Origin of the sequence: Pseudomonas fluorescens (genome assembly GCF_018614655.1) — a bacterium.
In the GTDB taxonomy this organism is placed as follows: Bacteria; Pseudomonadota; Gammaproteobacteria; order Pseudomonadales; family Pseudomonadaceae; genus Aquipseudomonas; species Aquipseudomonas fluorescens_BX.
Genome location: NZ_JAGGOG010000014.1, coordinates 120,044 through 146,309, shown reverse-complemented (window position 1 = coordinate 146,309; position 26,266 = coordinate 120,044). Strand labels below are relative to the sequence as shown.

General features: G+C 56.7%; 21 protein-coding genes. 10 read left to right on the top strand and 11 right to left on the bottom strand.

Annotation, left to right across the window (positions count from 1 at the left end):
• Positions 1 to 84 precede the first annotated feature (84 nt).
• The 6 genes from J7E41_RS14615 (at position 85) to J7E41_RS14590 (ending at position 7,563) form a co-directional block, all read left to right on the top strand.
• A complete protein-coding gene (locus J7E41_RS14615; protein WP_214993871.1) occupies positions 85 to 477 on the top strand; it encodes a hypothetical protein in 393 nt (130 codons plus the stop codon).
• Positions 464 to 1,693, top strand: coding sequence for a retropepsin-like aspartic protease (locus J7E41_RS14610; RefSeq protein WP_214993869.1), 1,230 nt, complete (start codon positions 464 to 466; stop codon positions 1,691 to 1,693). The genes J7E41_RS14615 and J7E41_RS14610 overlap by 14 nt, the downstream gene beginning before the upstream one ends.
• Positions 1,650 to 2,636, top strand: a complete 987-nt coding sequence (locus J7E41_RS14605) for a tetratricopeptide repeat protein (protein WP_214993867.1) — start codon at positions 1,650 to 1,652, stop codon at positions 2,634 to 2,636. Before J7E41_RS14610 ends, J7E41_RS14605 begins: the two co-directional genes overlap by 44 nt.
• A 72-nt stretch (positions 2,637 to 2,708) precedes the next feature.
• The gene (locus tag J7E41_RS14600) at positions 2,709 to 3,965 is read left to right on the top strand and encodes an HlyD family secretion protein (RefSeq protein WP_214994195.1); all 1,257 of its coding nucleotides are present in this window, start codon (positions 2,709 to 2,711) and stop codon (positions 3,963 to 3,965) included.
• 11 nt (positions 3,966 to 3,976) lie between these two features.
• Positions 3,977 to 6,151 carry a peptidase domain-containing ABC transporter gene (locus tag J7E41_RS14595; protein WP_214994193.1) on the top strand — a complete coding sequence of 725 codons (2,175 nt, stop codon included), beginning with the start codon at positions 3,977 to 3,979 and terminating at the stop codon, positions 6,149 to 6,151.
• Positions 6,148 to 7,563 (top strand): TolC family protein, encoded by a 1,416-nt coding sequence (locus J7E41_RS14590; RefSeq protein ID WP_214993866.1) that lies wholly within the window; start codon positions 6,148 to 6,150, stop codon positions 7,561 to 7,563. The genes J7E41_RS14595 and J7E41_RS14590 overlap by 4 nt, the downstream gene beginning before the upstream one ends.
• A gap of 917 nt (positions 7,564 to 8,480) precedes the next feature.
• On the opposite strand, the gene J7E41_RS14585 is transcribed toward J7E41_RS14590, so the two are convergent.
• From J7E41_RS14585 to J7E41_RS14565, 5 genes are read right to left on the bottom strand one after another with little or no spacing between them, the layout of a single operon-like run.
• Complete coding sequence (locus tag J7E41_RS14585; protein ID WP_214993864.1) at positions 8,481 to 8,807, bottom strand: hypothetical protein; 327 nt, start codon at positions 8,805 to 8,807, stop codon at positions 8,481 to 8,483.
• On the bottom strand, positions 8,804 to 9,028 hold the full coding sequence (locus J7E41_RS14580) for a hypothetical protein (protein ID WP_214993862.1): 225 nt from the start codon (positions 9,026 to 9,028) through the stop codon (positions 8,804 to 8,806). The genes J7E41_RS14585 and J7E41_RS14580 overlap by 4 nt, the downstream gene beginning before the upstream one ends.
• Complete coding sequence (locus J7E41_RS14575) at positions 9,025 to 9,294, bottom strand: hypothetical protein (protein ID WP_214993860.1); 270 nt, start codon at positions 9,292 to 9,294, stop codon at positions 9,025 to 9,027. Before J7E41_RS14575 ends, J7E41_RS14580 begins: the two co-directional genes overlap by 4 nt.
• Complete coding sequence (locus tag J7E41_RS14570) at positions 9,291 to 9,638, bottom strand: hypothetical protein (RefSeq protein ID WP_214993858.1); 348 nt, start codon at positions 9,636 to 9,638, stop codon at positions 9,291 to 9,293. Before J7E41_RS14570 ends, J7E41_RS14575 begins: the two co-directional genes overlap by 4 nt.
• Positions 9,635 to 9,949: a DUF3077 domain-containing protein gene (locus J7E41_RS14565; RefSeq protein ID WP_214993856.1), complete on the bottom strand. Its 315-nt coding sequence runs from the start codon at positions 9,947 to 9,949 to the stop codon at positions 9,635 to 9,637. The genes J7E41_RS14570 and J7E41_RS14565 overlap by 4 nt, the downstream gene beginning before the upstream one ends.
• Positions 9,950 to 10,075: 126 nt before the next feature.
• Here J7E41_RS14565 and J7E41_RS14560 point away from each other — a divergent pair, with 126 nt between their 5' ends.
• A complete protein-coding gene (locus J7E41_RS14560; protein ID WP_214993853.1) occupies positions 10,076 to 10,303 on the top strand; it encodes a hypothetical protein in 228 nt (75 codons plus the stop codon).
• 29 nt (positions 10,304 to 10,332) lie between these two features.
• Here J7E41_RS14560 and J7E41_RS14555 read toward each other — a convergent pair whose 3' ends face one another.
• The 5 genes from J7E41_RS14555 to J7E41_RS14535 form a co-directional block, all read right to left on the bottom strand.
• Positions 10,333 to 12,528 carry an OsmC domain/YcaO domain-containing protein gene (locus J7E41_RS14555; RefSeq protein WP_214993851.1) on the bottom strand — a complete coding sequence of 732 codons (2,196 nt, stop codon included), beginning with the start codon at positions 12,526 to 12,528 and terminating at the stop codon, positions 10,333 to 10,335.
• A gap of 186 nt (positions 12,529 to 12,714) precedes the next feature.
• The gene (locus J7E41_RS14550; RefSeq protein ID WP_214993849.1) at positions 12,715 to 13,038 is read right to left on the bottom strand and encodes an isochorismate lyase; all 324 of its coding nucleotides are present in this window, start codon (positions 13,036 to 13,038) and stop codon (positions 12,715 to 12,717) included.
• A 13-nt stretch (positions 13,039 to 13,051) separates the two neighbouring features.
• Positions 13,052 to 14,266 carry a histidine decarboxylase gene (locus J7E41_RS14545; protein ID WP_214993846.1) on the bottom strand — a complete coding sequence of 405 codons (1,215 nt, stop codon included), beginning with the start codon at positions 14,264 to 14,266 and terminating at the stop codon, positions 13,052 to 13,054.
• 39 nt (positions 14,267 to 14,305) lie between these two features.
• Entirely contained in the window at positions 14,306 to 16,141 is a 1,836-nt protein-coding gene (locus J7E41_RS14540; protein WP_214993843.1) for a (2,3-dihydroxybenzoyl)adenylate synthase, read from the bottom strand.
• A gap of 26 nt (positions 16,142 to 16,167) precedes the next feature.
• Positions 16,168 to 17,343 (bottom strand): isochorismate synthase, encoded by a 1,176-nt coding sequence (locus tag J7E41_RS14535; protein ID WP_214993841.1) that lies wholly within the window; start codon positions 17,341 to 17,343, stop codon positions 16,168 to 16,170.
• Positions 17,344 to 17,458: 115 nt separating this feature from the next.
• Here J7E41_RS14535 and J7E41_RS14530 point away from each other — a divergent pair, with 115 nt between their 5' ends.
• Positions 17,459 to 21,820, top strand: coding sequence for an amino acid adenylation domain-containing protein (locus tag J7E41_RS14530; RefSeq protein WP_214993839.1), 4,362 nt, complete (start codon positions 17,459 to 17,461; stop codon positions 21,818 to 21,820).
• A gap of 92 nt (positions 21,821 to 21,912) precedes the next feature.
• The gene (basC, locus tag J7E41_RS14525) at positions 21,913 to 23,229 is read left to right on the top strand and encodes a putative histamine N-monooxygenase (protein WP_285229503.1); all 1,317 of its coding nucleotides are present in this window, start codon (positions 21,913 to 21,915) and stop codon (positions 23,227 to 23,229) included.
• 48 nt (positions 23,230 to 23,277) lie between these two features.
• Here basC and J7E41_RS14520 read toward each other — a convergent pair whose 3' ends face one another.
• Entirely contained in the window at positions 23,278 to 25,446 is a 2,169-nt protein-coding gene (locus J7E41_RS14520; protein WP_214993837.1) for a condensation domain-containing protein, read from the bottom strand.
• Positions 25,447 to 25,675: 229 nt separating this feature from the next.
• On the opposite strand from J7E41_RS14520, the gene J7E41_RS14515 reads away from it, so the two are divergent.
• Positions 25,676 to 26,194 (top strand): sigma-70 family RNA polymerase sigma factor, encoded by a 519-nt coding sequence (locus tag J7E41_RS14515; protein ID WP_214993836.1) that lies wholly within the window; start codon positions 25,676 to 25,678, stop codon positions 26,192 to 26,194.
• Positions 26,195 to 26,266 lie beyond the last annotated feature (72 nt).

The window sequence follows — 26,266 nt, the reverse complement described above, 5'->3', positions numbered from 1 at the left end:
CTGTCGGCGGGGGTCGGCGTAACTATTACGTACTAAGTGAAAAAGGTGTGCCTTGATTGGCACACTTTCTATGAGTGACCGAATATGAAAAATACATTACTCGCCTTGGCGCCGTTGCTGTTTTACACCGTCGCTCATGCAGCTGACCCGGCCAGTGTGCTAGGTCACGCATTCGGTTCTTTGAGCTGTGTAGAGCACGAGGATCCTGATGGTCGCAGTACCTGTGAAGCCAGGGCACTGTCAAACGGAAAGGGTTGCTATGGCTTGTCCAGCCAAACAATGCGGGATAAGTGTTTGGATGAGGCCTTGTACCCCGTGAGCAGCGGAGAAATTGCAACAGAAGTAAAAAAGACCACTCTGGCCAATCCGCTGCCGTCGCCGGAAAAGGCATTCACTGTGCCACCGAAGCCGCTGCTGTCGGAAGACGAAATTAAAAGGATCGAGCGATCATTTGGACTAAAAAATGGGCCGCAATAGCCTCACTCTATGTGTGGTCGCATTCTTGCTGTCGAACCCAGTGAGTGCTGTCGATTTGCAGGACATACAAGCCAAACTGTATGCCCCGAGTTCTATTCCATTACGCGGTTTGGAAGCATCAAAAATAGACGCCAATACGCTGCTTTCCGCCGTTCTGGCCAGGGCCCAGTCCAAGAAGCCCGCGACGCAAGTCAGCCTTGCTGATTGCGCAGTCCTCAATGTGGAAAACACGTCGACCGCCTGCAAACTCATACTGCTCGGTAATCACCTGAATGATGGGCACTTCGCGGCTTATGCGCGGGTACTGGCGTCCATGACTGCAGAACAGCGTCGCCAAGCCGAACAATTTATCGCTCAGTTGGATGTCGATACGCTCAAACGTGTGGGCGATCGGCAAACCGGCTTACTGAAGCGCACTCAAATAGTGTTAAGTAGTGAAGAGAATGATTATCTAAAAAGCGCTACCGACCCTTTGCTTGAAGTTGAAATCAATGGGCACGAGGCAAAGGTCTTGTTTGATACGGGCGCGAGCGTGACAGTTATCGGCGAGTCTGATGCCCTCCGATATGGCGTCGAATTGATTAAGGCGCCGGTGGAAATCAATAGTTATTACAGCCGACAATCGGTGAATGCCCAGTACGGCTTGATCAGGAAGATGAACCTTTCGGGTATTGAACTCAGGAACGTTCTGGTTGTAGTGGGCGGGTCGCTCAGTTTGTTTGGTCTGGACCTGATGTCTAGTTTCGACAATGTCATTGTTGGAAGTGAGCATATCGCACTGAACGTAACCCCCGCGGAAATAGAAGTGCTTGAACAGCAGTGTGTGGGCAGCGTCTTTCTAGGCAGCTCTTATTCACGACAAACTCAGTTTTTATATGTGCTCGCTAATGTGGATGGCCGACAAACTGCTGCTTCCCTTGATACCGGCAATCTTTACTACTTAAGTGGCGGCGAAACCAAGGTCGGTTCAGAGAGGAGTGATCAGCGAAGCAAAATAATGACCGATGCGAATGGTACATTTACCCGAGCAATTGCCCATACCACCACCAATCTGAACATAGGTGGGAGGGCGAAAGATGTTTCCTATACGACACTGGCTGAACAAAAGTACCTGACGCCCTATGTCTTGGGATGGCCAGCGTTTCAAGACTATGAATTGATATGGAACACACATGAATCAAGAGCCTGCTACAAACAAAAAATTCCAGTTCAATAACCGGCTGATGGCTGCCTGCTGTGCCCTGTTTCTCTCGGCCGCGCACGCGGCAAACATAGACGACGCGCGGGCGGCCTACAACCGAGATGACTATTCAAGTGCCTATTCCCTGGCTTCTACGCTAGCCAAGCAAGCTAACGATCCTGATGCCAGAAATATGCTAGCGGGATTGCTATTCACGGGAAAGGGGCACACCCGGGATGTCAACGCCGCACTAAACCTATGGACTGACTTGGCCCAACAAAACTATGCCGCTGCACAAGCGACCTTGGGTGCCTTGTATCTGGACGGACAGGCGATTGGCGCAGCTGACTATGTTAAGGCCAAGTATTATCTGGAACTTTCAGCAGCACATGAAAACCCGACCTCTATCTACAATTTAGGCTTTATGTACGAGTCCGGTCTTGGGGTAAGCAAGTCCATACCCCAAGCCGTTGAGTACTATAAAAAATCGGCACAGCTAAATTATTCAAAAGCGTTGTTTCGTTTGGGCTCCTTGAGTGCTAACCACCTGATCGCGGACGCTAGCCCTGAATCGGCTTGTCAATACTATGAAAAGGCGGCGAAAGCCGGTCTTGGTGAAGGCGCTTTTCTAACCGGTAAGTGTTTCGCCACGGGTGTTGGCATGCCCAAAAATCTGCCCATGGCCACCCAGTGGTACACAGAGGCAGCGATGCTTGACGTGCCTCAGGCGCAAGCAAATCTTGGCTATATCTTCGAGAAAGGGCTTGGTCAGGCAGTCAATTTACCCGAGGCCTACAAGTGGTATTGGCTAGCCAGTGCACGGGTTCCCGAAGCCGCCAAGCGCCTGGGAGTTATCGAGAAAAAAATGCCCGCTCTCAGTGATGCTGCCGACGAGCAGACAAAAGCTGCATGGCGAAAGCAAATACAAACGTTCATCAAAGATGACAATAACCGACGCGGACTAATGATCAATAAGTGAAAACAACGATGAACGGATGCTGAGCAAAGCATCGGGCGTGCAGGGTGTCAGGAGTGATTTGTGGGCGACAGGATATTTCGCAGGGCCGCGTCTGAAGCGCAGCGCGTCAAATGGCTGGGGGAGATTGTGCTGATCCGGCCGACATCCTTCACTTTTCTCATCACGTTCGCCTTGGGAATGCTGGTCTTGGTAGGCAGCTTTTTTATCTGGGGCTCTTACACCAAGCGCAGCACGGTGAGTGGCCAACTGGTTCCAGCCAATGGCCAGATAAAGGTCCGTACGCCGCAAACCGGAGTGGTGCTGCAAAAGTTTGTCGTCGAAGGACAGTCCGTTGTCATGGGCGATCCTCTGCTGACTATTTCCAGTGAACGTTATGATGCCGGCGCCGACCCGGTGCAGGCACGCGTGAGTTATCAGCTCAAGCAACGCAGGGAGTCACTGGAGCAAGAACTCGATAAAACCCGGCAACTGCAACAGGCTGAGCGCGACAGTTTGACCAGTAAGGTGAGCACACTGCGTAATGAGCAAGCCAACCTGGCTGCGCAATTGGTCAGCCAGCGCGAGCGCGTGGCGCTGGCGGGGGATGCGTCGAATCGCTATCAGGGATTGATGCAAAAGGGCTATATCTCTATGGACCAGTTCCAGCAGCGGCAAGCCGAGCTGTTGGGGCAGCGTCAAGCCCTACAGGGCCTGGATCGCGAGCGTAGTTCAATCACCCAACAACTCACCGAGCGCAACAACGAGTTGGCGGGGCTTGAAACACGCCAAGCCAATGCACTGGCGCCGATACATCGGCAACTGTCGGGTATCGAACAAGAGCTGGCAGAGAGTGAAGCCAAGCGTACGGTATTGATCACCGCTCCAGGAAACGGTGTGGCAACGGCAGTTCTGACGGAAGTCGGCCAGACAGTGGACCCGTCGCGTACGTTGTTGAGCATCATGCCCCATGACGCCCAACTGCAGGCTGAGCTCTACGCCCCGAGCAAAGCGGTGGGGTTTATCAAACCGGGGGACGCTGTGCTGATCCGCTATCAGGCCTATCCCTATCAGAAGTTTGGCCAATATCACGCTCAAGTGGTGTCCATATCGCGCACTGCCGTGCCCTCTGCGGATCTTGCCATTATGACGGGTGAGGTGCCGGGGCTGTCGCGTAACGGCGAACAGCTCTACCGCTTGCGTGTACAACTCGACGAGCAGACCGTTATGGCCTATGGCAAGCCTCAGTTGCTGCAAAGCGGAATGCTGTTGGATGCCGACATCCTGCAGGAAAGCCGCCGCCTTTATGAATGGGTGCTGGAGCCTCTCTACAGCCTCACCGGCAAATTCTAGGAACCCCTCCCATGACTTTTCTTGACGCCATAGCCTTGCGTCCCGGGCGTCGTCTGCCCGTGGTATTGCAGACCGAAGCGACTGAATGCGGCCTGGCTTGCCTGGCGATGATTGCTGGATACCACGGGCATCGGGTCGATATGCTGGATTTGCGCCGCCGTTGCAGCGTCTCCCTCAAAGGTATTGCCCTCAAACAACTGATCAATAGTGCTCAGCAACTGCAACTGGGGGCTCGTGCTGTCACGTTGGATGTGGACGGCCTCGGCCAGCTCAAGCTGCCTTGTATCCTGCACTGGAACTTCAATCACTTTGTCGTACTCAAGTCCGTCGATCGGCAAGGCGTGGTTGTACATGATCCTGCGCGTGGGTTGCGCCGGATCAATTATGAAGGTTTATCTCAAAGCTTCACCGGCGTCGCACTGGAACTGTGGCCGGACAGCGGTTTCGAGCTGCAAGAAGACAAACCAAGAATCAAACTCCTGAACATGATGGGGCGCATTAGCGGGTTGTACCGCTCGTTGGTGCAAGTACTGCTGCTGGCACTGACGCTCGAGGTCTTTTCCCTGATCACCCCGTTCTTGCTTCAGTGGACGATCGACAACGTCATTATCAGCGCCGACCACGATCTGCTCAGTACATTGGTACTGGGCTTTACCTTGTTATTGTTGATGCAACAAGCGGTCAGCGGCGTGCGTGCCTGGGTCATGATGCATTTGAGTACGCTGCTTTCCGTGCAGTGGCGTGCGAATGTCTTCAGCCACTTGTTACGGTTGCCCAGCCAATACTTTGAGAAGCGCTACTTGGGAGATGTGGTGTCGCGTTTCGGCGCCGTAGACACTATTCAGCAAACGCTGACGGCGGCGTTCCTATCGGCGATTCTCGACGGTCTTATGTCCGTCGCGACCCTTGCAATGATGCTGCTCTACAGTCCAGCCCTGGCCGCTATCGCGATCGCCACTATGCTGCTGTATGCCGTTGGACGCTGCCTTTGGTATCGACCGCTGCGCAATGCGACCGAAGAGCAAATCATCCATGCCGCACGCCAGCAAAGCCATTTTCTGGAAACAGTGCGTGGCATTCGCCCCTTGAAACTGTTTCAGCGCCAGGAAGAGCGTCGTTCAGCCTGGCTTGGCTTGTTGGTGGAGCAGATCAACGCTGGATTGCGCACGCAAAAGCTGCGGTTGCTCTATCAACAATTAAATGGGTTGCTGTTTGGCATTGAGAGCCTGTTGGTGATCTGGTTTGGCGCAAGCATGGTGATGGATGGCCAGTTCAGCGTCGGGCTGTTGATCGCGTTTATCGCCTATAAAACGCAGTTTGATACCCGAGTAGGTAACTTGATAGACAAGTTTTTCGAGCTGCGTATGTTGCAACTGCAGGGCGAACGGCTGGCAGATATTGTTCTGCACCCACCGGAAACAACCGTTTCCAGTGTCGACCTGCAGACACTCATAGATTGTGATGCGAGCATTGAAATCCAGGGACTGCACTACCGCTATGCCGAGCAGGAGCCCTGGGTGCTGGACAACCTCGACCTGCACATTGCTGCGGGTGAGTCGGTGGCTATCGTTGGTCCGTCCGGTTGCGGCAAAAGCACGCTGATGAACGTCATGCTCGGTATCCTGCCGGCCACTCGGGGGCAGATTCGTATCGCCGGTATCGAAATGGCGCAACTGGGCCTGGATGGTTTGCGGCAACTGGTAGGTACTGTGACTCAGGACGATGTGCTGTTTGCGGGATCTTTGCGCGATAACATCAGTTTCTTCGACCTCAACGTGGATCAGTCCTGGTTGATCGAATGTGCCCGGATCGCGTCTATTCACAGTGATATCCAAGCCATGCCGATGGGTTACAACACTTTGGTGGGAGACATGGGCACGGTGCTCTCCGGGGGGCAAAAGCAGCGCGTGCTGCTGGCCAGGGCACTGTATAAGAAACCGCGAATACTCTTCCTGGACGAGGCCACTAGTCACTTGGATGTCGCGTGTGAACAGCGCGTGAATCAGGCCATTCAGGGGTTGCGAATTACGCGCATCATGGTTGCCCACCGCCCTGAAACCATTGCGTCTGCGGACCGTGTCATCCGGATTCTGGCCGGTAGGGTGATGCATGACGATGCTGACGGACCAACGAATAGCGCACATACCGCGAACACTTCGCCAGAGATGAAACAGGGTCAGGTATGAAGCGATTATCCTCGGTTTTGATGATGGTTTTGCTGTGTTGTTCACGTTCTGCATGGGCCTTTGAGCCAGACGTTTTTGACACTGCACGCAACGTTTCCCGGCAAGCGGTGTATGACGATGCACGTGGCGAGCTGTCGTGTAGTTTTGGCCAGTTACCTGAACGTTTACCGTTAATGCAAGTGGTCGAACGGATTCTGTGCCACGACCCACAGACGCGTCTCAGTTGGGCCAACGCCAAGGCTCAGGCTGCCCAGGTTGGGCTCAGCCAGTCGGCGTATCTGCCGCGCCTGGATGGGCGGGTTAGCAGTAGTCGCGGCAATGGTCGGGTTGACTACGATGAGCCGGCCTTGCGTTCTGGTGAAGGGCACCGGCGGCGCAACAGCGCCAGTCTTGAGCTCAGTTGGGTGTTGGTGGACTTCGGTCGACGCGGGGCCGCCTTGCGCAATGCCCGCCAGTTGCTGGTGGCTGCCAACGCTACCCAGGACGCCATGTTGCAGCGTACTTTTGTTGAGGCAGCGCAGGCTTATTACGATGCCTTGTCAGCTCAGCGCAGCTTGGCCGCCTCGGTGCAGATCACCGAATTGGCGGCTCGCAATCTGGAAGCAGCGGATGCCAAATACAAAGCCGGTGCGGCTGCACTTTCTGATCGCTTGCAGGCGCAAACAGCGTTTTCCCAGGCTAATTTGCGCCAGATCCGCGACCGTGGAGCATTGCATAACGCCTTGGGCGTGATTGCCTTGCGCATGGGGCTATCACCCCAAACGCCTCTGAAGTTGGCGGGTGACCTCACTCCACTGCCGGACACTCAGTTCCTGCAGGCGGTCGATGAGTTGTTGACCCAGGCGCGTCAGGATCACCCGGCAGTACTCGCCGCACACGCTAGGCTCAGAGCCGCTCAGGCGGCCGTTGATGAGCGACGCGCTGCCAACCTTCCGAGCCTGGCACTGACCGCCGACCTGACGTACGCCCGTAGCCAGCAATCGAAGATATTCAATGGCGATGAGCGTGAGCGGGACCGCAGTATTGGTTTGCAGTTGAGCATCCCGATCTTTGACGGTTTTGGCCGGACCTACCAGATCCGCCAAGCACAAGCCCGTGTAGACGCGGGCCGAGCAGAACTGGCTGAGGTCGAGCAAGAGGTCGCGCTAGACCTGTGGGCCAGCTACCAGACGTTGAATGTTGAGACCCAAAGTCTGCAGCGCACCAGCGAGTTGGTCGATCAATCGCGCCAGTCGCTGGAGGTTGTCCAGGGCCGTTATCACTCAGGGGTGGGCAGCATGATCGAGTTGCTCAATGCCTTGACCGCGTATTCCGGTGCTGAGCAAGAGCATATTCAAACCCTCAGCCGCTGGCAGACATCACGCCTCAGGCTGGCGGCCAGCCTTGGTCGACTGGGATTCTGGGCGTTGTAATGCTCGCTGCCTGGGTCACTTCGGTGTTGGCGCCCACAACGAGTCGCACGCATCAAAGAGGGGATTGCCAGCAAGAGGTAAGCGTCTGTGCAATACACCTTGCGGAATGAAACTGACCTTCACTGGGTTGAAATCGCAATCGCAACGTCGGGGTTGCTGGAAGCGATGTTATCGCCAGCGCAGGATTGACCCAGTTACCGAAATTTTACTGACCCAGGCTCCTACCTTGTGAACCATTATCAGTGCTGGATTTTTGCCGATTGGGGTTAGGTCAGTGTGGCATCGGCCATTGGGTCGATTCGACATCAACGCCAAAAATTTGGGGCTTGGTCATCCCCATATTTTTCTACATATCCATGAATGGGCTTATCGTCGCCAATTCCGTGGCGGGCACGTTGGCCTTCTTTCCCCACAGAGCGGGTTCTGCTTCGTCACTCGTCGGGGCCATACACTATGGCAGCGGCATTTTCAGCTCAGCATTGTGGTCGAAGGGAACCCGCGGAGTGGTCCTGACCCAGTCGCCATGTCCGTCGATGCTGAAACCGAGCACAAATTGAACAATTGTTCTTATGGGGGTAAATCTCAACTGTTCTTCTGGCCGATTGGTTTCCTGTCACAACTCACCAGTTCGGATTGCCGTGCTCATGGGGATCCAAAGAGTTTGTATAAAATCCGGGCTTAATTAGGATAATAGTAGGGATAAATATTTTTGAGGTCAGAACAATGTTTTTATAAAACAGGTACTTATTTGTCTATTCGAGTCCAGGTCGTGGAGCCAGATAGTGAAAAAGCCTGCAGAGATGCAGGCTTTTTTTTGCTTTGGATTTGACCTCAGCCATCCAGGCACACAGCGTGATTGGCATGAGGTTGTGAAGGCCAGAGCCACGCCATCACTTAACTGGATAAGGCTCCTCTGCCTATTGGTCGGCTTTCGCCATTCGCAGGTAGTGGATTGCCTCATGCTCAATGTGTCGTGCGCTGCCGGATAAGTCCCCCAACATTTCCAGGAGCCAGCCGAGGTTGCCTATGTGCAACTCACCCAGTTCATCAGCACAGATACCAATCGCCGCGCCTATGGCACTGATTCCCAATTCAGCGGCAAGCGCAGAGTTCGCGGCGCCCATTTTGAGGGTTGTAAGCCTGACGATCTGTTCTTCGGTAGGTACCGCCTTGGGGTTAACGGCTAGCGCTGAGAACTCTTGCAACATGACGGGAAGGAGCGCGTTGATTGATAGCGTTTTCATGGGACCCCCTCCAGGGCATTCAACAAATCACAGAGATCGTTGTGAGCCATTTCGCTGAGGAATGTGATTGCCGAGTAAATGGCATCCTCGCCCAAGAGGTCGATTTGTGCGGGATCGGCGCATCCTTTATGTGCGGTGTTGTTCGTAAGCACCTTGGCCAGTTCATTGATGGTTATTAGTTGGCACTCCAGGCGATCCGGAAGCGTTGCTGCTCGGCTCATGAATGAACGTCTCCATTTCGGCCTGCGCAAAGTACCTCTACGAACTGACGATCATAATCCTCGCGCATGCAATCAATGCCCCCAGCTTGGTCCATGCAGAACAGTTCGCCCATCCGGGCCATATGAAAAGTGTCTGAATGCTCGTCAACGAACCCCTTCAGCACTTTGAAAGTGGCTTCGGCAGACTTGAGCGCCAGGTGTGCATACTCCAGCGCGCTCAGAGACTCTTCGGTAATTGAGATGATTTTGTTGAGTGGGCTATTCATTGGTCTGGCTCCTGAACCGTTCGCCAGGTGACCGGCTCATGCCCCCAAGTGAGGACCGAAACGGTGGCAGATATCCCCAAAGCCTCCTCCTTGGCCCGCTTATGGTCCGCTTCGCATATGTAGGTGGGGTTGTCCGCGTTCTCCCAGGCATCCGTGACAGCGTCCTCCAGCTCAAGGCCGAGGCACTGCATGGCGCGTAGATAACCCTCCAGGTGTCCGTTGCGGATAGCGCCAGGCGCCTGTGAACTGTCTTCGAGGATCAAGTCGCTGATCAGTACCTCAGTGAGGGCATTCAAGCCTTGGGCGACATACATAAGCCGTTCGGCTTTGGGCATGCGGATCATTGAGCACCGCCATGGAGATTGCCGAACTCGACGCTCTTGGTTGTCGAATCTATTAAGGCTTTCGTGGCTTCGACCATAAATCGGACTGCGTAAATTTCATTGGCGTCCGTATCGCCATCGATCAGACGGTCAAGAAAACTGGTGACTGAAGCCAAAAGACAGCTGGATGAGTTCAGCGCTTCGATTGCTGGATTTCCGGGAAGCACCTGCAAGAGGTATTTGTTTTCGGGTCGGTACTCGAAATTGTGGAAAGAGTGAGCAGTAGTGAGCAACTGTTCACGGGCTGCTTGGATTGTTGCTGGGCAGTTCATTTCACACCTCCGTCAGTTTTCAGGTCTGCGAGCGATGTAGAAGTGATGCTTCTTATGGGGGGTAGGCGTCTATTGGCGCCCATGGGGTAGTGCCTTGCTGCTCGCGTTCAAAGCATAGAAAGACACGTGCAAAAACTCACTACAGAAACCGCTGGAAAGGTCCTAAAGCGTTGGCAGAGAAAGCTTACTGAAACCGCTGAAAAGTCTTGGCTGTATGGAGGTGCTTACTGGCATCTTTTTCTGGAGAAAACAGTCCAAACCAAACATGATTTTTTAAACGAAATGAGGATGTATCGGTTTCAGCAGGTCACCAAAACGATTCGACAGACACCAAAAACAAAAAAAGCACCTTAGGTGCTTTTTTGCTAACGCTATTAACTGGATTACCCCGCCACACTAGCCCGCATCATATGCAGCTTTTTATAGCTATCAATCAGCCGCAGATGTCGGTCGAGTCCTTCAAGCTTCATGCTCGTCGGCGTCAAACCGAAGAAGCGCACGTTGCCGTCCACTGAACCTATCGCGGCGTCCATTCGCTCGTTGCCGAACATCCGGCGGAAGTTGACCTCGTAGTCGGCCAGTTCCAGGTCTTCGTCCAGTTGCATTTCCAGCACCACGTTCACGGCCTGGTAGAACAACCCGCGTTCCACCGTGTTGTCGTTGTACTGCAGGAACATTTCCACCCGTTCTTTTGCCTCTTCGACGTTCTTCAAGGCGAGATAAATCAGCAGTTTCAGCTCCAGGATCGTCAACTGACCCCAGGCGGTGTTGTCGTCGAATTCGATGCCGATCAAGGTGGTGATATCGGTGTAGTCGTCCAGCTCGCTGTCTTCCAGGCGCTTGACCAGTGCTTTGAGCTCGGCGTTGCTCAGGCTGTGAAGATTCAAGATGTCTTCACGGAAAAACAGTGCTTTGTTGGTGTTGTCCCAGATCAGATCGTCCAGCGGATAGATTTCCGAGTAGTCCGGCACCAGGATGCGGCAGGCGGGTGCGCCTAGGTGTTCATACACCGCCATGTACGCTTCTTTGCCCATGTTTTCGAGAATGCCGAACAAGGTCGCGGCTTCTTCGGCATTGGAGTTTTCACCTTGGCCTGAGAAGTCCCACTCGACAAATTCGTAATCGGATTTGGCACTGAAGAAGCGCCACGACACCACACCGCTGGAGTCGATGAAGTGTTCGACAAAGTTATTCGGTTCAGTCACCGCATGGCCTTCAAAGGTCGGTTGCGGTAAATCGTTCAGGCCTTCGAAACTGCGGCCCTGCAGCAGTTCCGTCAGGCTGCGCTCCACGGCGACTTCGAGGCTGGGGTGCGCCCCGAACGAGGCAAACACGCCGCCGGTACGTGGGTTCATCAAGGTAACGCACATCACCGGGAACTCGCCGCCCAGGGATGCATCCTTCACCAGCACCGGGAAACCCTGTTCTTCCAAGGCCTGAATGCCCGCCAGGATGCCGGGGTATTTCGCCAGCACTTCCTGCGGCACATCCGGGAGTGCCATTTCACCTTCCAGGATTTCGCGTTTCACCGCGCGCTCGAAGATTTCCGACAGGCATTGCACCTGAGCTTCGGCCAGGGTGTTGCCAGCGCTCATGCCATTGCTGAGGAACAGGTTTTCGATCAGGTTGGAAGGGAAATACACTGGCTCGCCATCCGACTGGCGCACATACGGCAGCGAACAGATGCCGCGCTCGATATTGCCGGAGTTGGTGTCGTACAGATGGGAGCCACGTAGCTCGCCATCGCGGTTGTAAATATGCAGGCAGTATTCGTCGAGAATTTCCGGCGGCAGCTCATCTTTAGGGCCCGGCTGGAACCAGCGCTCGTTCGGGTAATGCACAAACGCCGCGTTGGCGATCTCTTCGCCCCAGAACTGATCGTTGTAGAAGAAATTACAGTTCAGGCGCTCGATAAACTCGCCCAACGCCGACGCCAGTGCGCCTTCCTTGGTTGCGCCCTTGCCATTGGTAAAGCACATGGGCGAGTGCGCATCGCGGATGTGCAGCGACCACACGTTGGGCACGATATTGCGCCACGAAGCGATTTCAATCTTCATGCCCAGGCCCGCCAGAATGGCCGACATGTTGGCGATGGTTTGTTCCAGCGGCAGGTCCTTGCCTGCAATGTAGGTGCCCGCGTCCGAAGCCAGATTCGGCATCAGCAACGCCTGGGCATCGGCATCCAGGTTTTCCACTTCTTCAATTACAAACTCGGGCCCGGTTTGCACCACCTTTTTCACGGTGCAACGGTCGATGGAACGCAAAATGCCCTGGCGGTCCTTGGCGGAAATATCGGCCGGCAATTCGACCTGAATCTTGAAAATCTGGTTGTAGCGGTTTTCCGGGTCAACAATGTTGTTCTGCGACAGGCGGATGTTTTCGGTGGGAATATTGCGAGTGTCGCAGTACAACTTCACGAAGTAAGCCGCGCACAGGGCCGATGAAGCCAGAAAGTAATCGAACGGGCCCGGTGCCGAGCCATCGCCCTTGTAGCGGATAGGCTGATCGGCCACCACTGTGAAGTCATCGAACTTGGCTTCAAGTCGAAGATTGTCGAGAAAGTTGACCTTGATTTCCATGCGCGATTACCAGAATAACGAGCTAAACGATTTGGCCGCCATTATCCGGCTTTTCGGCTGGAAGTCTTGCGCTTTCAGTGGTAGCCGCTGATCGGTCCCATTCCCTGGGCGTGGAGTCCGACAATTAAAAAGCCTGCATCAACGCAGGCTTTCTGTTGCTCTTATCGGCTCAGTCGAGTCGAGCATTTACGCCTGGGGCTGCTCCGAATGGGCGGCCCGCCAATGCAGAATCTGCTGCTGAATATTCCAGTGAATAATCTGCTCGTAGAGCTTCTCGACGAAGGCCACGTCAAACCCGGCCTCTACCGCCCATTCACGCCGCTCTTCAAGCATGGCCGCGACCCGTTCGGGTGCTGGAATCTCTTGTTCGTTGGCTTTGAATTGCGCGGCGGCTTTCACGTAACGCAAGCGTTTTTGCAGTGATTCGAGAATCTGGCGATCGAAAAAGTCGATGCCCGCCCGAATGTCGTTGAGGTTCTCGCAGGCTTCAGGCGCTTTCAGTGGCGGCATGTGTATGTCTCTATCAATAGTGAGTGCGCATGTTGAATGACGCGGTCGGCAGTCGCTCGTCGGCTGCTTGTTGGGCGGGTGCTCGCTTGGATCGCCAGGCCTCCAGCTGAGCTTCGGCAACCACCTCATCGATCAAGGCGTCGATCATGCTGTTGTCGTGATGATGAGGTGTGGTGATCAGGTGTGCGGTATTGCCTGAAGTGGCCAGGCAGTATTTCGTCGTGATCCGCTCTGACGGGCACGGGAACACCACGGTGATGGAGTTTTTATTGCGCCAGGCATCAATGCCCGAAGCCTGGAATCGGTCGACGGCGTACTGCGCCGTGTCCAGGCTGTGCTTGATCCGGTGGCGCCAATCAGCCAACGAGTGGCTGCGCAGCGCTGCCCACATCATCAGTGGGGTGTGACCGTTGCGTGAGCCGCTGATGGTCTTGTCATGGGCCCGGATATAGTCAACTTCCACCGAGATGCGCGCGACGTTCTTGCGTTTGGCCACAACGATTCCGCAAGGAATGGGCGAGCCGATCATCTTGTGGCCGGAGACGCAGATCGAGTCGATACCGTCAGCAAACGAGAAGGGCTGCGGGTGATCGACGAAGGGCAGGATCATCCCGCTCAGCGCCGCATCGGCGTGCAGGTAATAGTCGTGACGGGCAATGCCTGCCTGCTGCAGGCGCTGTTGGATGGTGGCGATATTGTCGACGGCCCCACACATTGTGGTGCCGATGTTGGCGAAGATGATGGGGTGACGTTCCTGGTCGGCGGTTATTTTCGCCATCAGGTCGTCGTAGTCGATTTCTCCGTTGGGCAATGACTCGACCGCACGGCATTTGATCCGCAGCAATTTGACGATTTTCGCCACCGAGTAATGGGTGTCTTTGGAGTAATACAGGGTGCCATCCGGGAACAGTTCACGCCCCAGGTAGCAGCCGAACATGTTGCCCTCCGTGCCCCCATTGGTGACGTAGCCCCAGCTGTCTTCTGGGGCAATGCTGAACAACTCGGCGAAGTACATCATGACGTCTTTTTCAAAGTCGAACGAGTTCAGCAGGTAGTTGCTGTACTCGTTCCAGTCCCCGCAGTTGTTGATCGAAAACTGCAAGAAGCGATGCAGTTGGGAATAATCAAAGTCTGCTGATTCGGGGTAGCCAATGTTGAAGTACTGATTCGTCACGCAGTGCTGCCAGAAGCTCTCAAGCCTGCCTTGGTCGGCAGTGGATAAAGTCATTTCTAACTCCTTTTAAATCGACTTGGCGCAGCCGCCCGGTCAGGCGGCTTTCTGCCTCGTGTCTACCAGCGACCACCAACTGGCGAGCGTGGGCGAGTCCGCCAGTTCTTCGAAGCTGACGGCGATGCCACGCTCCTTGAGTTCTGCGGCGAGTCTCATCACTTGCAAGGAGTCGAGACCGTAGAAAATCAGGTTTTCCTCGGGGTCCAGGTCTTCGCAGTCCTCGACGAGCTGCAGCACGCGAGTTTGCAACCAGGCACGGGTGGTTTCCGCCGCCAGAAGCTGACGCAGATGCTTCTTGTCGATCTTGCCCACGGCCGTCAGCGGCATGGTTTCGATGAGCCGGATGCGATCGGGCAGTTTGTATTCGGCGATGCCGAGTTCCATCAAGTGGCGTCTCAGCGCGGGCGGTTTCAGGTTGGGGTTGCGCGAGACAACGAAGGCGCAGCTCTTTTCTCCCAGCCTGTCGTCGGGCATGGCCACCAGGCCGGCGTGAGTCACGTCCGGGTGGAGGACGATGAGGTTTTCGATTTCCTCCGAGGCGACTTTTTCACCGCCGCGGTTGATCTGGTCCTTGACCCTGCCGACTACACGCAAATCGCCGGTTGGCATGAGTTGGACGAGGTCACCGGAATAGTAGTAACCCTCATCATCGAACGCCTGGGCATTTTGCTCGGGGCTTCGGTAGTACCCGCAAAAGGTGTAGGGGCCGCGCGTGGCGAGCATGCCAGGCTCACCGTCCGGGACGGGGAGACCTTGTTCGTCGACAATTTTGATTTCGTCGCCAGGGCTGATCGGACGGCCCTGGGTGGTAAAAATCTGCTCGTCGGAGTCGTCCACTCGGGTGTAGTTGATCAGGCCTTCGGCCATGCCGAATACCTGCTGCAGCTTGCAGCCGAGCACACCGGGAACCTGGCGCGCCAGCGAGTCGGCAAAACAGGCGCCACCGACTTGGAGGAACGCCAGTGATTGCAGTTGTTCTTTATGCTCCGGTGCTGCCTGCAACCACAAGGCGACTGCACTTGGCACCAGGGCCACGGTATTGACCTCTTGGCGCTGGATGATCGAAAAACAGGTCAGGGGCTCCGGGCTGGGAGCCATGACGATGCAGCCGCCTGCATACAGGACGCCGAGGGCGCCGGGGGAACTGAGCAAGAAATTATGGGCGGCAGGCAGGGCGCACAGAAAGCGCGTCTGTGGTGTGAGCTCGCATATTTCAGCGCTCGCCCGGGCGTTGTAGTGATAGTCGTTATGGGTGCGCGGGATGAGTTTGGGGGTGCCCGTGCTACCGCCCGAGAGTTGGAACAACGCCACTTCGCCGGGTTCGGTGGGGGAGAAGTTTACGCGGTTCTCGCTTGGGGTTTTGATCCAGTCAGCGAGGTTGTTTTCGGGACGTTGCTCGCCCAGCAGCAAGGTGATTTTGGGACTTGAGCCGACCTCCTTGAAGTCGGCGATATAGCTGTCGCTACGAAAGACTTCATGCTCGCGGGAGGCAATCAGCAGCCTTGGTTCGATTTGTTTGGCGTAGCTCTTGAGCTCGAGTTTTCGATGGCTGTAGAGCGCATTGAGGGGGGCGATCCCGGCCTTGAGCAGGGCGAAGAGGACAATGTAAAACTCCGCGATATTGGGCAATTGCACCAAGGCGGTGTCGCCCTTGCCAAGCCCGCTGGCCGCCAGTCGCGAGGCCAGGTTGGAGGACAACTGGTCCAGCTCGGCATAGCTGAAGCGGCGGTCAGCGCAAATAATCGCTGGCGCGTGGGGTTGTGACTGGCTGCGTACCTGGAGGATCTGTGTGAGCGGTTGGTCGATCCAGTAGCCTTTGTCCCGATAGCGTTGTGCTCTGTCCAGGGGCCAGTGGTTAAATTCAATAGTCATAGTATTCACGAGTGAGAAAGTTCGAGTTAGTGGGCCAATCCGCATGCGCGCAGCATGGTGCCGAGTTTGGTCTGGACCTCTGTCCATTCGGAGTCGGGACTTGAGGCCTCGACGATGCCGGCACCGGCGAACAGACGAACGCTGTTGCGCTTGACGGTGCCGCAGCGAATCGTCACGACCCATTCGCCATTGCCCTGGGCATCGCACCAACCCACCATGCCGGTGAACAGGCCGCGTTCGAAGGGTTCGACGAAACGGATCAGGCGTTTGGCGCGCTCGGTGGGGAAACCACAGACGGCGGGCGTGGGGTGCAGGCGACAGGCAAGCTGCAAGGCTGAGACGGTCGGGTCTGCCAGCGTGCCCTCAATGCGGGTGGAGAGGTGCCAGAGTGCGGGCGTGCTGATGAGGGAAGGGCGTTGCGGCACATTCAACTGCGTGCACAGTTCCCCGAGTTGACTGACGATGTCTTGTGTCACGAAACCGTGTTCGTAGTGATCTTTTTCCGACGCTGACAGCCAGTCTGCATTGCGCCGGTCGGCTTGCGGGTCGGCCATGCGCTTGGCCGAGCCTGCCAGTGGGTTAGACAGAAAGCTCAGGCCTTCCTTGCGAACCAGCAATTCGGGGCTGACACCGATCAGCGTGGCGCCATCGGGCATTGGCACACGGAAGTGATAGCCGCTCGGGTTCTGCGCCCGCAGGTTGTGCTGCATGGCGCCCACATCCACGTCCTGGGCAAACACCAATTCTCGCTGCACAGAGAGTACAGCCTTGCGCACGTCGCTGTGGCGGAAGTTGACGATGGCGTGTTCCACCGCTCGCTTGAAGGCTTGCTCGTCCGGGATGTTTTTCTGTTCGATCAGATCCGGCAGTGTTGTCAAGCCGGTTTGTGCGAGGGGATTTCGTGCTCGCCACTGCGCGTGTTCGGGGATGTAGAGGCAAGAGGCTTCGGCGGGATCGAAAGGGATGGCGCCGACGATGATCGGGTTGCTTTGGCCGGCTTTGCGCGCTCGATCAAGGGCTTGCGCAACCGTTTTCTGGAACAGGCTATTGGCATCATCGCCGCCTATAGCAGGTGTTTCGATTCTCTGCAGCATCCCAGTGACTGCTAATTCGCGGTCGCCGGATGTGAATGAAAAACTCTGTTTTTCATCAACGACTTGCACCTCACCTATCTCGTTCGTTCTTAGGGTGCCCGTTCTCATTTTGGGGAAAGCCTCCGTGGCCTAAGGATCAAAAAATTAAATCTTGAAATATAATCATTATCGTTTCTAATAGGGGACGCTAATCATTTAGATTTGTCAATCACATGAGTGAGCCATGAGAGAGTTAACTTCAATGCAAGCCGCCTGTTGGATCGGGCGCACTGCTCATGCGTCTTTAGGGAGAGTTTCGGCTCATCTGTATGCCGAGTTCGATGGCCATTCCATTGATCTCGAGCGGCTTCGCAAGGCACTTGAACGGGTATGTCTGCTGCATCCAATGCTGCGGGTCAGGCTGACTGCAGAAGGGCTGCAATCCATTGCTTCAATGGACCAGTCACCGTCGTTGGAGGTCGAAGATTTACGCTTGATGGCTGAGCCGGAAGTGACGAAGCGCCTGCTCTGCAAGCGTGAGGAATGGACTCATCAGCAGCTTGATCTGTGCCAGGGGCCCGGTGCACGTTTTTGTGTGAGCCTGCTGGCCAATGGTGGGTTCCGCCTGCATGTCGATACGGACATGATTGCCATCGATCCTTCGAGTTTCCGTACGTTGATGGAAGACCTCGCACGGTTTTATGAGGACCCCGACGGGCCGCTCCCACACACACCGTCTTTCTTCGACTGGTATGACAAAGCACGCACCGATACCGCGCTCAAAACGGCCCGCGATCGGGATCGTCTCTGGTGGCGTGAGCGGTTGGCTGAAATTGCGCCGGCGCCGACGTTGCCTTTTCTTGAGGTCCAGCCAGACCAGGCGCACAGCGACCGATTAAGCACATGGCTTGGCCCAGAGGAGCGGCGGGTGTTACAACGCCTTGCTCGTGAACGCAGAATGACCCTGTCCACCCTGATGATGGGGTTGTTTGCAGCAGCCCTCGGTGCGCAAACGGGAGACAGGCGATTTCGCCTCAATGTCCCCACGTTCTGGCGACCGCCGCTCGTGGGTGAGGTTGAGCGAATCGTCGGCGATTTTGCCAACGTGCTGATACTCGATGTGGATATCGAGGCGGCCCAGAGCCCAGCCAAGTTGTGCACGCAACTGGCAGGCAAGATGGTCGATTTGCTCGAACATTGTGCCTATCCCGGGGTGAACCTGATGCGCGACCTGTCCCGCCATCATCGGTCGCCACAGCTGGCTCCTGTGGTATTTACCGCCGCGTTGGATATGCCGGGAGGAGACCTTCTTTCTGAGCGCGTGCGGCGTGTACTGGGTCCAATGAACTGGGTGATTTCCCAGGGGCCTCAGGTTGCGCTCGACGCGCAGATTGCCTGCGCCGACGGCGGTATCTTGATCAATTGGGATATCCGTCTGGATGCGCTGCCGCAAGCCTGGGTATCGGACTTTTTCGACCGTTTCGTGGCGCTGGTGCACGAGGTGGCTGCTTGCTCCGCTGTCCTGGACCAGCCGCTTTCTCAACCCGCGGTTGTCGAGAAGCCACTGACCGCTCTCCAGCAGGCTTATTTGCTTGGACGCAGCGCGCAGATGCCGTTGGGTGGCGTGGCGATGCAGGAGTTTCGCGAGTACCGCGGCGCTATGGATCCTGTTCTGCTGCGAAGTCGCTTGGTCGAGATGGTCCAACGCCACGAAAGCCTGAGAACGCGGATCGATGCGCAGAAACTCGTGCAGTTTGTCAGCGATGAGGTGCAGATAAACCTCGAGGAAGTCGACCTCACGGCCCTGTCGCCAGAAGCGGCGCTCAGCTACGTTGAGGAGCGCCGCGAGGCCTATGCGCACGCGTTGTTCGAGCTGGATCGTTCGCCCTGGAATGTCACGGTCTTCCGGCTTCCTGAAGGTCAATTGAGTGTCTTTGTACGCCTTGATGCGTTGATCCTCGATGGACGATCGATCGCCACCCTCATGGTCGAGCTGTTCGACGGTGCAACTGACGAGGAGCCGGTCGCGCAGGTTGCATCCGAGCCAGAAGACGTCGTCAGTCAACGCAAGACAGATTCCGCCTATTGGAAGACCAAACTCGCTGCGGTCAGCGGCGCGCCGCGGCTGCCGTGGATCACCCCGCTGGATCAGGTGGGCGCTTCCCGCTATGAGCGACAGAGCCTGCGGGTGCCCAAAGCGCCGTTCGGTGCGTTCTGCAAGCTGGGCGCACGGCAGCGGCTGTTCAAGAACACCACGTTGATGGCGCTGGTGCTGGAAGTGTTGTCGCACTGGCTGGATGAGGGTGGTTTGTGTGTCGCGGTGCCGGTTGCCCCACAAACGAGCGGTGCCTTTGCCAATCGCTCAAGCTTTATCGCGGTCAATTGGAGCGCCGATCCGGATGGCTTTGCCGAGCGTGCCGCCAAACTGCAAGTGGATGTGCTGGAAGGGCTGCAGCACCTGACCTTTTCAGGTGTGGACTTGGCTCGATTGCTGTTCGAGGCTCACGGTCCGGGTCCTGTACTTCCTGTGGTGATCACCAACGGTTTTTCCTGGCCGGTCTCGGCAGCGGACAGTGCCATGAGCCTGTGTGGCGGGCTGACCCAGACGCCACAGGTGGCGATGGATATTCGCTTCTCGGCCAACGCAGATGGCGAGTTGGTGTTCGATATCGACTATGCGCGTGCAGTGCTGGATCCGGCGGTGGTCAGCGACATCTTGAGCGCAATCGAAAAGGCGATCAGCCAGGTCACGGCAAGCGGTATTTTTGCCATTGAGGCCCCGGCGATTATCGAAAAAAGTCACTACCGGCTCAATGGCCAGGTCGCTGATGCGTGCCGCGAAAGCTTTCTCGGCCGGATCGCGAACAATATCTTTGATCGTACCAACGCCAGAATTGCCCTCGTCAGTGGTGATCGGCAAATCAGCTATGCCGATCTTGGCGACGGCGTGTGCCGCATCATCGCTGCATTGAAAGCGCGCGGGTTGTCTCGTGGGCAAGTCGTCGCCATCTGCCTGCCGCGCAGCCCGGAGCACACGATGGTGACATTGGCCTGTGCGCTGACCGGCGTGATCTGGATCCCCATCGACGCTTCAGCGCCAGCCGAGCGGTTGCATTACCTGCTGGAAAACTGCCGGCCCGATCTGGCAGTGATTGCCCAGCATGAGTCTGTCGAATATCCCGCGGCAACACCGGCTGAGCTGTTGGCTGTGCGAGCCCAGGTTCCGCCCGCGCTGGATGACCTGTCGTTAAGCGACGCCCCGGCCTATTACCTCTATACCTCGGGCACCACCGGCAAGCCAAAATGTGTGGTCCTGAGCAACCGAGCCACTGCCAACGTCATCGGCAGTACCCTTGAGCACTGGGCCGTGACCGAGCGTGATGTGTTCATGTCCGTAACCCCGCTGCACCATGACATGTCGGTGTTCGACGTCTTGGGATGCCTGACGGCGGGGGCGACACTGGTGCTGCCGGGTGTGGGTGAGGAAAAGGATGCGGTGCGCTGGAACCAGTTGATTGCCCGGCATCAAGTGACGTTGTGGTGTTCGGTGCCCGCCATTCTGGAGATGCTCCTTTCTTGCCGCACCACCCGTGACCTGAAGAGCCTGCGCCTGATTGCCCAGGGCGGCGATTACATCAAGCCGGCTGTAATTGCCGAGTTGCGCGCGCTGCTGCCGTCGGCTCGGTTGATTTCCCTGGGCGGGCCGACGGAGACCACCATCTGGAGTATCTGGCACGACATCGTGGCGGATGACCGTGCGCTGATCCCCTATGGAAGGCCGCTGCCCGGTAACAGCTACTTCGTCCTTGGCTCACAAGGCGAGCATTGCCCGGCGGGCGTTGTTGGCCGAATTCACACGGCTGGCGTCAATCTCGCGCTGGGGTACCTCGAAAACGGCGAGCTGACACAAAGCGAATTCGTGACGGTCAGTGATGAGCATGGCCAAGCCGTTCGGGCCTTCCGCACCGGCGACTGCGGGCGCTACCGCCGCGACGGTACCTTGATCTTCGACAGTCGGATAAATGGCTATGTGAAAGTTCGCGGTGTGCGGGTATCGCTTCCGGATATCGAGATAGAGCTGATCAATCATTCGTCAGTCAGGCACGTGCTGGTCGTGGATTATGGCGAGCAGCGCCAAGGCGAAGTCTGCATCGGTGCGCTGTATGTCAGCCAGCAAGGCGGGGCAGAGCTGACCGCGTCCGAGTTACGCAACTACGCCCGCCAGCACCTGCCGCACTCCCATGTGCCCACGCGGTTCCTGAAGGTGGACGAATTACCGCTGTCGCAAAACGGCAAGCCTGATCGCCAGCGGGCCCGCAGCCTGCTGACCGCTCCGGCAAATGACGCAGCCGAACCCGTCGTGATGAACCAGTCGACCCCACGCAACAAGGTACTGGATATCTACTTGAACGTACTGGGGCGACCGCTGGCGGACGGGGCGAATGACGCAGTGGACTTCATCAGCCTGGGGTTACGTCCCCAGCATTTGAAGGCGATCTCGGCACGGGTTCAGGAGGATTTCTCGGTGGTGCTTTCACCTGGGCAGCTCCTGCGCTGCCGCAATGCACAAGACGTTGAACGCCTGCTCATGGCCGAGGGTTCGTGAGCCGGTAATGGATTTTGATATGAGCGCAGTGGCGCGCCTGAGGGCGTGCCACTGCTACCCAAACAGCAGTGCTTAGGGAGATGGATCGGATGATGGATATACCCAATGTTGATATTGCCGGCGTTGGCATAGGCCCCTTTAATCTGGGGTTGGCCGCATTACTGTCCAGGCATCCTGGCGTGACCGGTGTTTTCCTGGACCGCAAAGCGGAGTTTCGCTGGCACGAAGGGCTTCTGTTGCCCGGCACAACGCTCCAGGTTCCGTTTCTGGCGGACCTGGTGACGATGGCGGACCCCACGCATCAACTGAGTTATCTGAACTACCTGCATCAGCACGATCGCCTGTACCCGTTCTATTACTACGAGAACTTTCAGGTGCCTCGCCGCGAGTACGACCATTACTGTCGCTGGGCGTCTCAGCAGCTGCCAGCCTGCCATTTCGGCGAGGACATCTGTGATGTGACGTATGACACCCGCGCTGACCGATTCCTGATTGAAAGCCAGTCAGTGTCAGGCTTCAAGCGTCATTACTACAGTCGGGACCTGGCGATTGGCGTCGGCACTGTGCCGCTGCTACCTCAGTGGGCACAGGTCAAGAGCACTGCGCCGGTCATGCATTCAGCGGAGTTCGGCAAGCGCCAGGAACAGTTGTCGAAATGCCAACGGGTCACGGTCATTGGTTCCGGCCAAAGTGCGGCGGAATGCGTGTTGGCATTGTTCAACGAGCTGACGCCCGAGCGTATCGCGGCGGGTGCGTCGATTCGCTGGATCACGCGCTCACCGGGCTTCCATCCCATGGAGTATTCGAAATTGGGGCAGGAATGTTTCACACCGTCCTACATGGAGTACTTCCATAGCATTCCGAGGGAGCGCCGCCGCGACATCGTTGCGGGGCAAGGATTGCTGTACAAGGGCATCAGTTTTTCGACCATCGCCGATATCTACGACCTGATCTACGAACGTTCGATTGGCGGCGCTGATCCAGGCCTGACGTTGCTTTCCAACTGTGAGGTCGAGACCGTGGAGGATATCGACGGCACGCTGCGAATCGCCTACCGGCACCGTGAACTGGACCAGACCAGCACACTTGAAGCTGATGCCATTGTGGCGGCGACGGGGTACGGGCATGCCTGGCCGCAGTGGTTTGAGAGGCTCAAGGGCGCCGTGCTTGAAACCGATGAATACGGCGACTGTATCGTCCAGGAGGATTTCACGGCGCGCCGCTGCGATGGCGGCACGGGCCGTATCTTTGTGCAGAACGCGGAGATCTTCCAGCATGGCGTTGGTTCGCCGGACCTGGGGATTGCGGCCATTCGCAATGCGACGATTGCCAACCAGTTGCTCGGCCGACCGCACTATCGCTTGCCCAAGCGCTCATCGTTCCAGCGCTACGGGATGCATGAGGCATAGAGTCGAGGTGCAGGGTCTTGGTAGCGTTACCAAGACCCTGACCGAGGGTTATGTGCGGATATGGTCCAGGACGATGCCGGCTGCAGCGGGCGTCGTGAACAACGCGAACACCTGATCAATCGTAGCGCTGAGGCGTGCCATCTGTTCTGCGCTGTAGCGGTCCGAACGGTAAGTGATGACCAGGCGCAGTGAGCGTTTGCCGTCGATCATGTTCTCCATGATCTCGAACTGAATGCCGAACATCGACTGGTTCTTGTCCGGGTCAATCTGCCGGTAACGGATCGTCCCGGCGTCAGGCGTGCTCAAGGCCCCGTTCAAGGCGTTGTTGGCGTGAATCTGGATGTACACGTCGAACAGCAGACCGTCTGCCGCCGTCATGCCCAGGGCTTGCTGGATCTGCTCCATCGGTACATCGGCATAAGCCATGGAGTCATTGATCAAGCGGGTGACGTTTTCAATCAGTGCGCCAACGGCCTGCTGAGGATCGAACTGCACCCGATGCGCCACCATCGTGGTGAAGTAACCCACCGTCTCGTAAAACCCGGGGTCGGTTCGGCCGGAGGCGGACGTGCCGATCACCAGGTCCTTCAAGTCACCGAGCTTATGCAGGGACAACGCAATGGCCGTATAGACCACGCCGAACAGCGACGAGTTATTCCGTCTGGCGAAGGCATACAGGCTATCGGTGAGGTCCTGGTCGGGCTTGATTTCGAACCACTGCGCCTTCGTCGATACTTCGTTGGCCGGCACGCTGGCCTGATGGTCAGGGGAGGGCAGCGTCAGGCCGCGGGTTGCATCGCGCAGCATGCTTGTCCAGTAGTCGAGATGCTTCTGATTAATGCCGGTGGCCTGTTCTCGCAAGGCGAACTCATGAAATGACGGTGCAGGCGCTTCCCAGGTGGGTGCTTTGTCGGCGGCACGGGCGAGGTAGGCTTGAGCCAACTCTTCCATCATGACGTTGAGCGACCATTCATCAATGGCCATGTGATGGACCAGCAATGACAGGGTTTGGCGCTGGCGTTGCGCGTCGTAAATGAAGCGAACCCTGAGGGGCAGCTCGCGGGTCAGGTCGAACTGATAAGTGGCTTCACTTTTCAGTGTCGCACCCTGGCTTTCATGGCTTGGCCAGAACCACTTGTAGTCGGACAGTTGTGTGACCGGTACGATCTGCTGGTAGGCGTCATTGTTCTCGAAGTGGAAGGTTGATCGCAGGCTGGCGTGGCGTTTGAGCAGGTCGCTGAAGGCTTGCTCGAACAGCGCTTCATCTACCTTGTCGAGGAAGTCCAGGGCAAACGGCAGGTTGAAAATCGTCCCGAACTCAAAGGCTACGTAAGCCCGCCCGAGGGAGGCCTGGGCCAGTGCGAAAGGCGCTTTTTGCACGTTTTGCGGCAGGCCCGCAGCAGAAGCGGTTGCATCGTTTTGCGCGATGGCGTGGGCGCGCGATGCCAGGGCGGCTGCCGACGGCGCGCTGAAAAAGTCATTGAACTGGACTTCGATGCCATGGCTGCTCAACAGCTTGCCGATGATGCGGGTGGCCAGCAGAGAGTGACCGCCAAAATCAAAGAAGTCATCGGTGGGTTGCATGTCGGGCTCTGCCAGGGCTCCTCGGAACTCGCCAAGAATAATCGCTGCGACTTCACTGTGGTTGGCCGCAGGCTGGGTGCTGGGCGCACTGGTCGGTGGCGATAGAGCCTCGCCATCCGCCTGGCGGCGCAACCAGGGCGTATCGCTGGCCGAGTGGCCTACATAGGCGCTCAAGACCCGGCAATACAGGTTGTCTTCCTGGCAGGTCTGGTCGAGGATCTGGTGGAGTACGAAGCCGAGAATAACGTTGTTCCCGGTTTGAATAATCAGTGCCTTGAACGGCGGCTGGCTTTGCGCATCCCACGGTGCCACTTGCTGCGAAAGCAATTGCTCGGTGGCTTCAGCGTCGGAGTGTGAGCGCATGATTTCAACGCAAGACTGCCAGTCATTGGCGTGCACTTTGTGCACTTCGCCGTCGTCGTTGAATTGATAGCGCGCATTCAGATCGGGCAGTGTTTCGATGACGCTCTTGATTGCCAGTTCGAGCCTTGAAAGGTCGATGTCGGCGTCGAACCGCCAGGCGCTGAAGTGTTTGAGCGTGCGTTCGGGGTATTGCTGCTGCAAGAGCCAGAAATGCTCTTCGTCACCGCTGACAGACAGTTTCGGTAACGAATCTGGATTGAGTTCCATCATGGAAATTTCCCGCCTTATCAAACTGAACAGTAAGAAGTAGAGATGGCACCAAGTGCCGGCAGACCGATCCTCGGTCTGCTGTAACGCCCAGAAATCCAGGCATCAGAGACGGTGCAAGCAGGTCGCATTGCAGGGGCTCTATGAACGCCGTATGATGTTAAATAATAATCATACCTATTCGCATTAGTCAAAAGCTGATCGCGAATGTCACCGTCTCAGGAGAGGTGTTGTGGACAACGGAGCGTTCGCGTCCAGGCAGCAATTTGAAAAGTTGTATGTCGACCATCATGGTTGGCTGTGCAGCCTGTTGCGCCGCAAGTTGGGCAACTCGGTCGATGCTGCCGATCTCGCCCACGACGTCTATCTCAACCTCATCAAGAAGGGCCGGGTTCCCTCCACCGAGGATTCTCGCTGCCACCTGACCCAAATCGCCAAAGGCATGGTGATCGACCTGTATCGCCGCCGTCGTCTTGAGGCCTGCCATCTGGAGGCGCTCAAATTGCAGGCCGAACCTCTGGCTCCTTCAGAGGAGCGACGCGCCCTGATGACTGAAACGCTGACGCAGATCGATGATGCGTTGCACAGCAAGCCCGCCAAGACCCGCCAGGCGCTGCTGCTGTGCAAGCTGCATGGCATGGGCCACCGCGACATTGCTGCCGAGCTGAAGGTGTCGGTGTCTTCCGTCGAGAAATACATCGCTGCTGGCCTGCGGGCCTGCTACCCGTTTGTGCCCGGACTCGGGCCTTGAACTGCCTCACCGATTAATGAACGTCTCGATTGAGGATTTTGTGTTGCTGTTCGGAATACAAGGTACGCAGCG